This is a genomic window from Methanosphaerula palustris E1-9c, from assembly GCF_000021965.1.
GTDB classification, from domain to species: domain Archaea; phylum Halobacteriota; class Methanomicrobia; order Methanomicrobiales; family Methanospirillaceae; genus Methanosphaerula; species Methanosphaerula palustris.
Genome location: NC_011832.1, coordinates 2,505,117 through 2,519,042 on the forward strand (window position 1 = coordinate 2,505,117; position 13,926 = coordinate 2,519,042).

Sequence of the window (13,926 nt, forward strand, 5' to 3'; positions counted from 1 at the left end):
TATACTGATACAGAGAGTGCACCGGTGGACTGTTATGTTGGTTAAGAAGACAAAGAGCCTCTGTCCGGCATGCAAACGCGTGCTTGATGCCACCATTGTGGAAGAGGACAATAAGATCTGGCTGGAGAGGACCTGTCCGAACCACGGTTTCATCAAGAGCCTATACTGGTCGGACAGCAGAATGTACCACCGCTTCCAGGAGTATGAAGCAGTGGGAACCGGGATAGAGGAACCCGTTCTCCAGGGAGAACCCGACACATGTCCCCAGAACTGCGGGCTCTGCTCAGGCCATCACTCGGCCACCCTGCTCGCGAATATCGACGTGACCAATCGCTGCAACCTGAACTGCGACTTTTGCTTTGCCAATGCACGGGCCTGCGGGTTCATCTACGAGCCGGACTTTGACGAGATCGTTGGAATGATGAAGAACCTCCGGAACGAACGGCCGGTTCCGCCGCCGGCTGTACAGTTCTCTGGTGGGGAACCGACGATGCGGGACGACCTTCCGGACCTGATCCGCGAGGCGAAAGCCCTTGGATTCTCGCAGGTGCAGATCGCATCAAATGGGATCAGACTCGCACAGGATCTGTCCCAGGTGCAGCAGTTGAAGGACGCCGGTCTTTCGACGATATACCTGCACTTCGACGGTATATCAAAGGAGACAAACCCGTTCCTTGCCACCAGCAAAAAAGCGATCAGCAACTGTGCTCAGGTCGGGATGGGCGTGGTGTTGGTGCCGACGGTGATCCACGGTAGAAACGATCAGGAGGTCGGTGCGATCATCAGGTTCGCCGCAGAGAACATCGGGGTGATCAGGGGTGTGAACTTTCAGCCCGTCGCCTTCACCGGAGCTGCCAGCGCAGACGATGTAGCCAAGGAACGGGTCACGATCCCTGACCTGACCGCCAACATCGAAACCCAGACCGGCGGTGCACTCAGGCAGGATGACTTCTATCCGATCCCCTGCGTGGCCCCGTTCACCCACCTAGTCGAGGAGTACACCGGCAAACCGCAGGTCGCTTTCACCGCCCACCAGCACTGCGGGGCGGCGACCTACATCTTCGTCAACGGCAACGAGATCGTGCCAGTGAATCGGATGATCGATGTCGAGAAGTTCCTTCAGTCTGTGGACCACATGGCCATGACCCTGGCACGGGGCGGTTCGGTCAGCAAGTACAGAGCCCTCCTCGAAGGGGTCAAGGACATTCATACCTCGCTCAAGAGGGGGGAATCCGGGAAGGCCGGCGAGATCTGGCGACTGATCGCGACCACGCTGATCAAGCAAAACTATGATGCACTCCGCGAGTTCCACTGGAACGCCCTCTTCATCGGGACCATGCACTTCATGGACGACTACAACTATGACCTGGACCGAGTGCAGCGATGTTGCATCCATTATGCAACCCCAGACGGCAGGATGATCCCATTCTGTACTTACAACTCGGGTCCGGTCTATCGCGAGAAGATCTGGAAGCAGTATGCAAAGCCACTCCCCCAAAAAAGTGGAGAAACACCGGGCATTGAGAGCTCCACCATAGAAACGGCGGTTCTGTCCGATGTTCCCCCGTCCTGAGCGCGACCTCGGCGATGGCCAGGTCCTGGACTGCGAGACCAGTCGAGTCAAAGACCGTGATCGCCCGATCATCAATCCGCCCTTTTTTACCAAGTACTACCTCGCTGATCATCCCGCTGATCGGCACGTTCACCTCCCCAGAATGAGCGGCCTGCGCCGGGTCGTCGACATAGACCGCGGCGTGATTCAACTGGGCCGGATCGAGTTCTCCTAGCCCGGTGCATCGGCGCCGAACGCATTGATATGTGTCCCCGCCTGGATCCATTCCTCCTGAATGATCGGGGTTGTCGACGGAGTCGTGGTCACCAGGATGTCACAGTCACAGACTTCGGCGAGGGGGAGGGGGATCTTTCATGGTAATGAGGATAGACCACTGCAAAGGTCGTGGCATGCTCAGGCGAGCACGACCAGACCTTCACCTCCTTGATCGTCCTGACACAGGCCAGCCTCGAACTGGGCCTTTACCTGCCTGCCGGTCCCGACCATCCCGACAACAGTTGCATCTGCTCTGGCCAGATAACGGGCAGCGACAGCCCCGGCCGCACTGGAACGGAGAACCGTCAGTTCGGTTGCATTTAACAGGGCCCATGGAAACCCATTAGCTGGATCGGATCAGTATCAGCAGCGCCATCACCGTCGGCAACCCGATGGTGCGGTTCCCAGGGTGGACATTGACGATCTTCACCCCAGCCAAGTCCAGCAAGGGGATATAAACCGGCATCGTCCGGAGGTCACCCTGCGGGAAGAAGAGATGGAGTTCGGGTAGCACCTGCACCTCACCCCGGCCATGAGCAGCGAAGACCCCTCATTTATCGCCGCGAGATCGATCCCCTCCTCTGGATGGTCATAGTACTGCATATCCCAAACTGAACCTGTATGGTATTGAAGATTCCGGAGAAGTGATAGTCTAGATATTTACGATGAGACCACCCACGCTGAAAGAGGTGCATATGAGAGCGGATATCTATATCGTCCATAAACCGACCGACACTGAGGGGGACAACTCCACGGCGATGGTCACCCGAGAACTCGATATGAAGGGGGAATGCTGGCACCCCCTCTCCCTCGCAGAGATCGATCTGTTCCGGAACAGGATAGAGCAGGCGGTGATCTGGGTCTGTGGGATGGAACAGGAGAACCACCAGTTCGAGGTGCTGCAGACGTTGGCCGCCAGAAATCGTGTCGTCAACACCCCTGAAGCGATCGCAACCTGTGCAAGCAAAGCCCTGACCACCGCGCTATTGGTCAGAGAGAATATACGAACACCAGAGACCTTCTTCTCGGCCAGCAGAAGAGACGCTGCGGTGTTCATCAGGTTACAGGGAAAAGTGGTCTATAAACCAGTGTACGGGTTCGACGGCAACGGCGTCAGGTTGATCACCAGCGAGGACCAGCTCGAAGACGGGCCGTACTATCTGCAGGAGTATGTCCCCAACGACCGCGATTTCCGGGTCTTCGTCATCGGAGACGAGGCTGTCGGTGCCATCGAACGGCGGTCAGATCACCTGACCCACAACATCCACCAGGGCGGAACAGCCAAGGCTGTGCCAGTGGATCCGGAGATGGCATCGATCGCCATCGCTGCGACAGAGGCAGTCAATGCTGACTACGCCGGCGTCGACCTGTTGCTGGACCAGGACGGGTATACTGTCCTCGAGGTGAACGGCACCCCGAACTGGCATGGCATGACAGCCCCGATCCCGGTTCTGATCGCCGATCACCTAGTTTCAGCGGCCCGGCTCACTCGCCGATGAATTGAATCAACTCGGCGCGGACGTAGGCTTCAACCTCTTCGAGGACCGGCTTTGTCCCGCGGAAGGCCAGTACCTCACGCTCGTCGCCGTCCATATTCGCAAATGAGATTCGTTCGCGCCGGTCGGCCAGTTCCACATCGAACTTCTTTACGACATCGGTGATGATCGACCGCGGTACTCCTGGGGGAATGATGATATCATACAGTTCTGCTTCTTCTACCATGGGAAACCTACTTTCCAATTTTTATTCTCCGGGGGAGGATACAGGGCCCTCCACGGACCCCGCCGACCGGACACTTCGGATGGCCGAGGGAGTTCATACACCGACCCATCAGGGCGGCCCCGCGGGCCAGCCCGTCATCGACGAAGACCAGATGATCGTTCGGATCATCCACAAAGAGATGCCGATCGGTCAAACCCTGCAGGATATAGGCCGGCTTCTGCCCTGAGATCGCTGCCCTGCCCGTAAACCCGATCGAAGTATTTGGGGGAACCAGATCCTTCTGCACCGCCACATCGACCAGCCGGAGGGCCATCTCGGCACAGACCCGGTCCACGACATCAGTCAGCATCGGGAGGCCGTGCTCTCTGTATATCTCGCCGCCAATCTCTTTAAGGACCCCGGTATCAGACCCGTTCTCGCCCAGGTCGCACCCAATCATCGCGATACCCGAAGCCGAGGCCACATCTGCCCTGACTGGGACACGGCCGAACCGTGTTCTCTCTGGGGGAACGATCCTGATATCAATATGTTCATGGATCTGTTTCACGTACTCGTCGACCTTTCCCCGCTTTAGTCGGAGCGATAGGCTGCCGAGGGTCGACCGGTCACTGAAGAGATCGAGGGCTGTCCCCCGTTTCTCCTCTACCAGGCCGGTCCCCCGGACGAGCGCGTCCGGGATCGCGCCGGCAAGGCCGCAGAAGTTACCCACCGTCTTTGCAAACGGATTCTCGGTATCCGCATCGACATCACTGGTGATCCGGCCGTCAAGGGTGGTCCCGAAGTCCACCGAGACACAGGGGTTCCGGAAGTCCACCGTGGTCCACTTTGCTCCCTCCTTGATTCCAGCCATCGCGAGCTCCCCTTCCATCTCGTTGGCGACCATCTCCACTCCTGTGGCCCCGACCGGTGGAAGTACACCGGCCACAGCACCGACAAAGACAACCTTGTCTGCATAGGAGAACGGCTGCAACCGCCGGGGAAGGTTGCCCTTGCCCATCGGCGGGGTCATCTTCCTCGGTGGGACACCGGCCTCCAGGCAGCCATTGGCCAGCGCGATGACGAAGTCCCCGACCTGGTCGGGCGAATCCATCGCGGCAACTACTCCGGTCGACCTGACCACAAAATCGAGGTCGTCCTCAATCGAGAGGTTTGCCTCTTTGTGGCACTCGATCAGGGTCTGTTTAACCAGTTCAGTCACCGACTCTCGGGTCAGTTCAGTCCCATCCAGGGTCGCTCCGAAGATTACCTCACCCGGCCTCGGGGGACGGACATCCCGACTCATCTTGACCGTCTTATTGATCACATAACTGCGGCCGGTCTCGAGGTTCGTCCCGGTCAGGATGCACTTGGTGGTGGTGTTCCCCATCTCAACCGAAGCCACAATAAAGTACGGCTTCACCTTGTATTCGGGCATCACGCTACCTGCACCATGCGAGATCGAAGGGGGCGGGGGGCTCTCAACGATATGAGGTACAGGCCCGAAAAAGCGTTCCATAAACCGGGCGCACATACTATTCAGTACTTTGTACGCCGGATTATACCTTTCGCTTATACCATTGAAATCAAAAAAAGAGAATGAAACTGATCTGTTCAGTTCTTGCTGGTTGTGTTCTGGGTCGTGAGGTTACCGATACTGCTGACCGTCTCAAACCCGACCGGGGTCACCACAGTTCCAGTTGTGGACTGGACAGATGAATTGGTAGTGGAGGTCTTGATCGATGATGATGTGGTGGCCACGGTGCTGATACCAGAGGTGGTGTCAACGGATGGCACAGTCGTCTGGGTGGTGATAACACCAGACTGGTCGCCAGTGGTGGTCGTGTTCAGTGTCTTTGTGGTACCTGTTGAGGTCGTATTGCTGACAACCGTGGTCCCGGAGGTAGTCTTGGTGCTGTTACCAGCAGAAGTGGTAGCCGAAGCAACGGGTGAGGTAGTGCTGGACTTCACAGACGAGGTGCTGTTTGCAGCGATTGTGGTCTGGGCTGCACCTGCTGAGGTGTTCTGTGTGTGCACCGCAGAGTCCACCGAGGTGGTTGTCTTGTTGGTGGAGGTGTTGCTGACGCATCCTGCAACCAGCAGAACACAGGCGAGCATTGCGATTGTTCCAATGAGTAACAACTTTCTTGACATAGATGACGTTCCTGTCCTTTTTTGCGGCCCATTTCCCCTGATAGAGAAAGATGGTTGATCTTGCTGGATCCCGCTTTACAGTCCTCTGCAGGTTGCAGAGTTTGCCTGATAAAATCAGCGTCTGAATATTTAATTATATATCATTGGCATCTGCAATCCCGGCAGACCTCTGGTTAGATCCGGAACGAGACCGAATAGATCGCAGAGACAGTGAACCCGATCCCGGGTTCATCCAAAGAATAGATATATACACGAATATTATTGCTAAGAGTCTGACAGGAAACCTGTCCACTTTAAGCCTATGAAACAAATCAGCATAAATCCGGTTAAAAACCATGGAATCCGGTCAGTCGGGCTTATCCTTATGCTTCTCCTCCTGGTGCAGGGTGCCGCAGCCGCTTCGGTGCTGGTCGCGGCATCAGATAGCAGTGCATCAGCAAGGAGTGCAGCTGATTATCGCTGTGATGGGAGTAGCGATCAGGTCCAGATCAACCAGGCCCTCGACAGACTCGCCGGCTCCGGCGGGGTCGTAAACCTCGCGGCAGGGACGTTCCACTGTGATAACTTCATCTATGTACCGGGAGCGATCACCCTGACTGGCCAGGGCGAGGGAGGGACCACCATCGAAATGATCAATTCAGGGGAGACCGATCTCCCGATCACGGTCAACTCCCCCGAGGTCAGCCTCTCCTCGTTCACCCTTCGTGGCACCGGTTACATCAAGATTACAACCAGCCAAGTAACTGTGACAGATGTAGCCGCGACCAACATCGGCACCAACGGTCACCGCTACCCTGCCGGCGGCAACGGGATGTTTTTTATCTGGGCCGATGGGACACATAACATCGAGGACGTCTCCTTCATCAACTGCAGGGCCGTGGACTGCAACACCCACGGGTTCAACCTGAATGCAAAGGGAACCGCTCCGAAGGAAACCAGGAACATTCGGTTCATCAACTGTCAGGCGACCCGCTGTGGGTTTGGGGCAGAGTCACGGGACACCGATATCACCGGCTTTGACCTGCAGGAGGAGAACGATGTCTATGATATCCAGCTGATCGGGTGTATCGCCGACGACAACTGGGAATCCGGGTTCCACTTCGAACCGGGCGAGGATGAGACACCCCCGACTGTCAAACAGGGGATCGTGATCCGCGACTGCATAAGCAGGAACAATGGGCAGCGGAACACGCTGACCTATCCGTACCACACCTTCATGTCCGGCTTCTTTGTCTCCCGGAACGCGGTGTTAACAAACTGTAAGGCGATCAACAACCGGAACGCCGGCTTCTTCGTCCAGGGCGGGAGGAACATCATCTTCAACGACTGCACCGACGATGGATCCTCCTACGGCTGGAAGATCGTCAAATGGAGCTCAGGGGTCACACTGAACGACTGCACGGCCTCGGACAACAAGATATGGGCGCTCTGGTCCGCGTTCGCCGACCACATCACCCTGAACCGGTTCGTGCAGGACAATGCAGGGGGACTCTACGGAACCCAGTCGATGCTCGGGTGGTATTATGGCGAGCCCGCCTACGAGCAGCCGGTGAACGACTCGTACTTCGACATCACCGCCTATGGCAATCATGCACTCCCGATCATAAACTTCAATGGAACCGGGAACATCTACTACCTCCGATGGGGCGACTGGCCGGGCCAGAACGGCACTGCCCCGCCGCCGACATCCCCGGCCCAACCGAACGCATCCTTCATCGCCTCACCCTCGACCGGGTTCGCCCCGCTTGCGGTCCAGTTCACCGATACCACCACCGGGGTTCCAACCGACTGGTACTGGGACTTCGGAGATGGGACCACATCCAGCGAACAGAATCCATCCCATACCTATACACAGGACGGACTCTGGACAGTCACCCTCCATGTAGGTAACGCTCTCGGAGATGCGAGTACGCAACAGACCGTGGCCATCGGGACGAATCCCCATGCAGGGTTCACGACGACGGATCGGCGGGTGATCGATGCCGGTGGTACGATCCACTTCACTGACACCTCCACTGGCCACCCAAACAGTTGGTTATGGGATTTCGGAGATCTCACCACTTCAACCGACGAGAATCCGATTCACCGGTTCCTGACCGCAGGGATCTTCATGGTAAAACTTATCGCCACCTATGGGGCTGGAACCGACACCGAGGTGAAGAGCAGTTACATCACCGTCTACCCGGTGGCGCAGATGGGCGTCGATGTGAGCGACGGGGCAGCACCAATGACGGTCCACTTCACCGACCGGTCGTACGGCTCGCCATCGTCACGCCTCTGGGACTTCGGGGACGGATCCACCTCGATCGAGCAGAATCCGGTCCATATCTATCCTTACGGTGGAACATATACGGTGACGCTGACGGTGGAGGGGATAAATGGTGGACCGATCGATCGCGCTACCGCCACCCTCTCAGTGACCGGCGCACCATCGGCCAGTTTCACGGCGACGCCGGCCGGCACTACCCCACCGGTAACAGTCACGTTCCTGGACCGGTCGATCGGACAGATCGATAGTAGATTCTGGTCGTTCGGCGACGGAACCACCTCGACCGAGCAGAGCCCGGTCCATACCTATTCAAATGCCGGAACCTACAATGCGACGCTGACGACGAGCAATCGCTGGGGGAGCAGCAGCACAACGTTGCAGGTCAATGCAGGCGACCCACCCTATTCTCCAATCCAGGGGGTTATCGCACTTCCAGGACAGAGCGCACTGCCAACGGACCCAAATCGCGAGAGGTTATATAAAGATCTGAATGGAGACGGGGCGATCAACTTCAACGACGTGGTGCTTTACTTCAACGAGATGGATTGGATCTCAGATAATGAACCTGTTTCAGCCTTTGATTTCAATAAAAACGGGAAAATCGACTTTGATGACATCGTCTTCCTCTTCAATCTACTCTGAACGGTCAGGGCAGATCCCTTTTTATATTCATCTGGTAAGAATCAAATATCAGCGGATGTTTTGATTACGGCGTATCTACGTATATTCCAGACTACAGGGGTTAACACCTGATGAAAGAACAGACAAAATGCAGGCGTCTGCAGCGACATATCCTGACTATGATCGCCTCGTCACCGGGGTGCACGTTTCAGGATATCGTCACTGCATACAATGGGATTCACAGGTCAGAGGAGATCAGATATTCTCTTCGCTGGCTGGAACGGCGAGGTGCGGTGCAGGTACATCAAAATGCCACATCGATCTGCTGTTACCCTACTGGCAAGATCTGGTCCGGGATGATCAGTGCCTGACCAGCGTCATCTTTTTTAAGTTCAATTCACCACACCCCGACACCCGTCACACCGGGTTCTCAGACGAGGCTTATACCCCTTTGCAGCAGGGAATGTCGATAAACTTCCTCTGACCACCCTGCAAACCACACCAACGGTGACCCCGACGATTCCCTGACAGTGACGACGGTGGCCCCCGGCACACCAGTTCCGAACTTCACACATTCCTGTCCGGGCGGAGCCGATTCCCGAACTCTCCAGGTCATCGATAGTTCACAGACCGCCACATCGATCAGGTGTGACTTGTGCGACGGCACCACCACAGGTCCGACCGGGTTCCAGTACATCGAGTCGACTCATAACCAGGACAACGGGCATCCCCACGACACAGGGTACAACTTCGGCAACCACTTCTCCGGATGAACCCAGATCCTGGTCGGGGGAGGTCAGGTCTCCGACTCCCTTTTTAATTATCAACCGGAACTTTCCGACCGGTTCAGACAATCTCTCCGGGTTCAGACAATCAGGAGCCGTCATATAAGTTCTCATCAAATTGCTGCTGACCGAGGTTAGGGACAGGGATCTCCGTCGTGTTTATCTTCGACCTCTGCATAAGTAGGTTCTATGCACAATCGGTACATGCTGGAAGAGCTTGAAGTGATGCTCGTCCTGTTGCTGTTCGGGTGCAGCGTTCAGGTCGCAACGGCGGCGGATACGTATCAGTTCGTGGCGCAGTGGGGGACCAGTGGCTCAGGGGACGGGCAATTCAACTCCCCGTATGGAGTCGCGCTCGACGGTGTGGGGACCGTTTATGTCACCGACAAGAACCTCGACCGAGTCCAGCAGTTCAACGCCACCGGCGGTTTTATTAGAACATGGGGAACTCCCGGATCTGGAGACGGACTGCTCTGGAACCCCAAGGGAATCGCAATCAACAGCGCGGGAAACGTCTATATTGTCAACAACTGGAACGATAGAGTTCAGCGGTTCACCTCGACCGGCATCTTCCTCGCACGGTGGGGGACCGGCGGCACCGGGGACGGGCAGTTCAAATCCCCATCTGGGGTCGCGGTCGACAGCGCAGGAAACGTCTATGTCGCCGACATGTACAACTACCGGGTTCAGAAATTCTCCTCAGCCGGCACTCTCCTCGCGAAGTGGGGAACCGAAGGAGGGGGAGACGGGCAGTTCGATTACCCGACCGGGATCGCGGTTGACAGCGAGAACAACGTCTACGTCGTTGACTCCTATAATAACCGGGTCCAGAAGTTCACCTCGAACGGTACCTTCCTTGCGAAGTGGGGAGCCAGGGGATCTGGAGACGGAGAGTTTGCGGATTTCCCAGAAGAGATCGCAGTTGACAGCACAGGTAACGTCTTTGTCACCGACACCGGAAACAACAGAATTGAGAAATTCACCTCGAACGGCACCTTCCTCGCCAAGTGGGGAGGACGCGGCTCAGGGGACGGGCTGTTCGAATCACCCACCGGGATCGCCGTCGACAGCGCGGGAAGGATCTATATCGCCGATACCGGCAACCACCGGATCCAGATGTTTGCTTATCCAACACCGACTGAAATTCCAACCGTCGTTGTGCCGACCACTATACCAACCGGGATTCCGACTGTCGTTGAGCCAACCGTCACGATCACCGCCACGCCTTCGGCAACGACCACCGTTCCAACCGAAATTCCCTCGGTGATCGTGCCGACCGTCACAGTCACCCCAAGCATCGAGATACCGGTCTTCCGATTCACCCCGCCTTCGCTCGCCATCCCACGTGGGTCAACAAACACGACCACCCTCTTCCTCGATGGTTTAAACATTACCTCGGGCTACAACGTGACGCTCGGTCTCACCCTCCTCAATCCGGCAATCAGCGAGATAGTCGGTGTATCCCTCCCTGGGTGGACGATGGCGAAGAATCTGACCCTCCCCTCTGATACGGTATGGTTGACCACACTCAATACAGCGGGCCTGGGCGAACCCACTGCTTCAGGCGCCAGGATCGGAACGATCACTATCAGGGGTGACCAGGGTGGAGAGACCGCGCTCTGCGTCATTCAGGCGTATGTCAGCGATGAAAAAGGAAAACCTGTCGCACCCCAACTGGCAGTCTGCCCGATCGAGGTAACGATCCCCTATCGTCCGCTCCCTGGCACTTCGTCCAATCCAAATGATCTCAACGGGGACGGCCTCTATGAAGATATCAACGGGGACGGGGTGCTCGACTTCAATGACGTGATTCTCTTCTTCAACCAGATGGACTGGATCGCTGATAATGAGCCTGTCATCGGCTTCGACTTCAATGAAAACGGGCAGATCGACTTTAATGACGTGGTGCTTCTCTTCAACCAACTCTGACCTTTTTCCATATCCCTTCCTCTCACTCCAATTAACAGGAGCACAGGTACAGCGCGAGCTTCCCTGTGGACCCCAAGGTGATGGCCTCAAGAGACCAATTCCAATGACATCCCCCTCTGCCTTTCCACAGTATCGACGTGGTGATCGAACCATACGGTGGGGAGGGGTACCGCCCACCCAGGAAAAAAGTCAACTGATTAAAATGGTATGAGTTGAAGGGCCCCAAAGCGACGATTGTGCAATATATGAAGCCAGTCATATGATCAGGGACAAGGAACCGATATGCCCTATATAGGGCTAATAACCGCCGCAGATCAGCAACCTCCTCCTATTTTCGGAGATTCCTTGATGACCATCACGGTCATGTCACTAACTTTCTCACGACTCAGGATCAGGTGGATTTTCCCCACCACACGACTCCTGTCGAACTCGATCAGGTTCGAGATAAACATCTGGGACCCTCCGGGGTAATGTCATTTACCTGCCTCCCCAGCCATGAGATCTGAAGATCCCAGTACCATATAGGAGGAGCTGACGACTCCTTCCCCACTGGAGAACATGTGAATCGTCGGTATGCCCGTTCTGTAAGATAGATAGTTGACCCACCAAATTCCCTGGGACCCGGATACAGATCGTCTAGGCTCTCCCAGATGTTCTTTCCCCACTTTTCCTAAATTCAGTCTACAAAATCGTTGTTCGTTTTCTTTATTTCAGGTTCTCCTCACAGGTCTCCTCACAGGTCTCCACAGAGGCCAGGGTATGATGACAGGTGCTATTGTGCGACGAGAACGGCCGTTGAACGGTATTTCTCGTGGTTGAAGGCCTTTCCAAAAACTGGTACTCCGATGTGAGCGGCTCGATCAGTCATTCCAGGGATTGATCAAAGATGGCTTACACCCAGATTGTTTAGAGGGTTTTGATACAACCCTCAGAAAAAGATGGGGCCAGGCCCTACCTGTGCGCAAAGTAGGCCGTGACCCCAGCGGACGTGACCGCGTCGATCCTGACGAAACCGATCCGCTCGAACTGGACAACAGTCCCCTGTTTCTGCCGAACCCCAGGTTCGCAGAACCCAGATTGATCCCCCTGCTGTTGGTGGAGCAGGCAGGGAACCTTCGCCTCGTTTGGCAGCCACTGAACAATCGGAGCTTTTGCCGCCCGGGCTTCGGCCAGACTATCACCGGCGTAGGCGAGGTGCGGGACTCCGTCCTCGAATGAAATCGAGACATTGAAGAGGTCCTTGAGCCGGAGCATCGTGACCTCCGGCCGGATCTCAGCCGCCGGCAGGATGACCGTACCATTGAAGGCAAGGGAACGGGTACCGCGGGCAGAGTCGTTCGGGTACAGCGCTGCCTCGGCGACGGTCGCAGGCGCCCCTGATATCGGTAGTGTCACCGGACCTGGGACAAAGAAGTACCGGTCGGCATCGTGATCGATCACGGCCTTGTTCTCGGCGTACAGATTCTCCCATGAGAACGAGATATCGGTGTCCCCGGTTCCAATAGCCACCATTGCGTTCCTGACCGCTTCGGCGGTGATCCCTCGCCTAGCCAGGGCACGGAGGGTACCGAGTCGGATATCATCCCAGCCCGAGTAGGTGCCGGCGTCGATCCCGACATGCATCTCCGAGGTGGAGAGGACGACCCCCTCGATTCCCATCCTTCCGTAGTGGATGTACTCCGGCACCGTCCAGCCGAAGTAGTCGAAGATATAGCGTTGACGCCCGGTGTTCGCGATATGGTCCTTGCCCCGGATCACATGCGTAACCCCGAGCAGGTGGTCGTCGACCGCTACCGTGAAGTTCATCAGCGGATAAACTGTCGCCTCAATCCGCGGGTGGAGGGTCGAGGTGAGCACCCGGAAGATCGGGTAGTCGCGCATCGCCGGGTCGGGGTGTTCCAGATCAGCTCTCACCCGGAGACTCACCTCGCCCTCGGCAAAGGTACCGTCGAGCATCTGCTCCCAGAGGTTCAGGTTCTCCTCGACAGTATGACCCCGGCACGGACAGGGCTTCTTCGCCCGTCGTAACTCACGGAACCGATCGTTATCGCAGGTGCAGACATAGGCGCCGCCGAGTTCGATCAACTTCACGGCGTACTGATAATAAAGATCGAACCGGTCGCTCTGATAGACGATCTCAGTGATGCCGAGGTTCATCCAGGCGATATCCTCCTGCACCATCCTGTAGGCATCGGGGTCGACCCTCTTCGGATCGGTATCCTCGATCCTGAGGATATACCGGCCGCCGTACCGCTTCAGGTAGGCATCGTTCAGCATCGCCGCCCGTGCATGCCCAAGGTGGAGAGGTCCGCTCGGGTTCGGTGCAAACCGCATCACGACCCCGCGCTCTGCATTTTTGAGAGGCGGAAGTTCCCCTTTCCTGGTCGCCTGCTTCTCAGGGACGACCAGCAGTTCCGGGGCGATCGCTTCGAGCATCCTGAGCCGGTCCTCCGGAGAAAGGGCGGCCACCTCCTCGATCACCTGCCTGACCAGGGCCGATACCTCCTTCGCCCTTGAGCGGAACTCGGGGTGCTTGCCCATCACCGCACCGACGATCGCCCCGGCCTTGGGGGCATCGCCATGCCTGACTGCGTTCTGCAGGGCATACGCTCGCAGCACCTGCAGCAGATCCTCAGTCATCT

General features: G+C 56.7%; 11 protein-coding genes and 1 pseudogene. 6 read left to right on the forward strand and 6 right to left on the reverse strand.

Annotated elements, in window-relative coordinates; all coding sequences use genetic code 11:
• Nucleotides 1-34 precede the first annotated feature (34 nt).
• Nucleotides 35-1,573: a tetraether lipid synthase Tes gene (gene tes, locus MPAL_RS11785; RefSeq protein ID WP_012618963.1), complete on the forward strand. Its 1,539-nt coding sequence runs from the start codon at nt 35-37 to the stop codon at nt 1,571-1,573.
• A gap of 64 nt (nt 1,574-1,637) precedes the next feature.
• Here tes and MPAL_RS17375 read toward each other — a convergent pair.
• Nucleotides 1,638-2,155 (reverse strand): annotated as a pseudogene (locus MPAL_RS17375) (ornithine cyclodeaminase family protein); the annotation flags it as partial.
• 16 nt (nt 2,156-2,171) lie between these two features.
• On the reverse strand, nt 2,172-2,342 hold the full coding sequence (locus tag MPAL_RS17270; protein ID WP_269078467.1) for a hypothetical protein: 171 nt from the start codon (nt 2,340-2,342) through the stop codon (nt 2,172-2,174).
• Between the two features lie 151 nt (nt 2,343-2,493).
• Between MPAL_RS17270 and MPAL_RS11795 the strand changes: the two genes are divergently transcribed.
• Entirely contained in the window at nt 2,494-3,327 is an 834-nt protein-coding gene (locus MPAL_RS11795) for an ATP-grasp domain-containing protein (protein WP_236610384.1), read from the forward strand.
• Here MPAL_RS11795 and MPAL_RS11800 read toward each other — a convergent pair.
• The 3 genes from MPAL_RS11800 to MPAL_RS11810 all read right to left on the reverse strand — a co-directional run bounded on the left by MPAL_RS11800 (nt 3,314) and on the right by MPAL_RS11810 (nt 5,680).
• A complete protein-coding gene (locus tag MPAL_RS11800; RefSeq protein ID WP_012618965.1) occupies nt 3,314-3,550 on the reverse strand; it encodes a hypothetical protein in 237 nt (78 codons plus the stop codon). The two genes, MPAL_RS11795 and MPAL_RS11800, sit on opposite strands and share 14 nt — an antisense overlap.
• A gap of 7 nt (nt 3,551-3,557) precedes the next feature.
• Complete coding sequence (locus tag MPAL_RS11805) at nt 3,558-5,060, reverse strand: methanogenesis marker 14 protein (protein WP_012618966.1); 1,503 nt, start codon at nt 5,058-5,060, stop codon at nt 3,558-3,560.
• Nucleotides 5,061-5,140: 80 nt separating this feature from the next.
• On the reverse strand, nt 5,141-5,680 hold the full coding sequence (locus tag MPAL_RS11810) for a hypothetical protein (RefSeq protein WP_012618967.1): 540 nt from the start codon (nt 5,678-5,680) through the stop codon (nt 5,141-5,143).
• Nucleotides 5,681-6,044: 364 nt separating this feature from the next.
• On the opposite strand from MPAL_RS11810, the gene MPAL_RS14775 reads away from it, so the two are divergent.
• The 4 genes from MPAL_RS14775 (at nt 6,045) to MPAL_RS16735 (ending at nt 11,284) form a co-directional block, all read left to right on the forward strand.
• Nucleotides 6,045-8,591 (forward strand): PKD domain-containing protein, encoded by a 2,547-nt coding sequence (locus tag MPAL_RS14775; RefSeq protein WP_236610385.1) that lies wholly within the window; start codon nt 6,045-6,047, stop codon nt 8,589-8,591.
• Between the two features lie 127 nt (nt 8,592-8,718).
• On the forward strand, nt 8,719-9,054 hold the full coding sequence (locus MPAL_RS11820) for a hypothetical protein (RefSeq protein WP_158303676.1): 336 nt from the start codon (nt 8,719-8,721) through the stop codon (nt 9,052-9,054).
• A gap of 55 nt (nt 9,055-9,109) precedes the next feature.
• The gene (locus tag MPAL_RS11825; protein ID WP_158303677.1) at nt 9,110-9,343 is read left to right on the forward strand and encodes a hypothetical protein; all 234 of its coding nucleotides are present in this window, start codon (nt 9,110-9,112) and stop codon (nt 9,341-9,343) included.
• Nucleotides 9,344-9,544: 201 nt separating this feature from the next.
• On the forward strand, nt 9,545-11,284 hold the full coding sequence (locus tag MPAL_RS16735) for an NHL repeat containing protein (protein WP_012618969.1): 1,740 nt from the start codon (nt 9,545-9,547) through the stop codon (nt 11,282-11,284).
• Nucleotides 11,285-12,235: 951 nt separating this feature from the next.
• Here the strand turns inward: MPAL_RS16735 and MPAL_RS11835 are convergent.
• Nucleotides 12,236-13,924 (reverse strand): glutamate--tRNA ligase, encoded by a 1,689-nt coding sequence (locus MPAL_RS11835; RefSeq protein WP_012618971.1) that lies wholly within the window; start codon nt 13,922-13,924, stop codon nt 12,236-12,238.
• Nucleotides 13,925-13,926 lie beyond the last annotated feature (2 nt).

Coding starts and splice junctions, on each gene's coding strand:
- MPAL_RS11810 (WP_012618967.1), bottom strand. CDS start 5,680: ATGTCAAGAAAGTTGTTACTCATTGGAACAATCGCAATGCTCGCCTGT.
- MPAL_RS11835 (WP_012618971.1), bottom strand. CDS start 13,924: ATGACTGAGGATCTGCTGCAGGTGCTGCGAGCGTATGCCCTGCAGAAC.
- MPAL_RS14775 (WP_236610385.1), top strand. CDS start 6,045: ATGCTTCTCCTCCTGGTGCAGGGTGCCGCAGCCGCTTCGGTGCTGGTC.
- MPAL_RS16735 (WP_012618969.1), top strand. CDS start 9,545: ATGCACAATCGGTACATGCTGGAAGAGCTTGAAGTGATGCTCGTCCTG.
- tes (WP_012618963.1), top strand. CDS start 35: ATGTTGGTTAAGAAGACAAAGAGCCTCTGTCCGGCATGCAAACGCGTG.
- MPAL_RS11805 (WP_012618966.1), bottom strand. CDS start 5,060: ATGTGCGCCCGGTTTATGGAACGCTTTTTCGGGCCTGTACCTCATATC.
- MPAL_RS11820 (WP_158303676.1), top strand. CDS start 8,719: ATGCAGGCGTCTGCAGCGACATATCCTGACTATGATCGCCTCGTCACC.
- MPAL_RS11800 (WP_012618965.1), bottom strand. CDS start 3,550: ATGGTAGAAGAAGCAGAACTGTATGATATCATCATTCCCCCAGGAGTA.
- MPAL_RS11795 (WP_236610384.1), top strand. CDS start 2,494: ATGAGACCACCCACGCTGAAAGAGGTGCATATGAGAGCGGATATCTAT.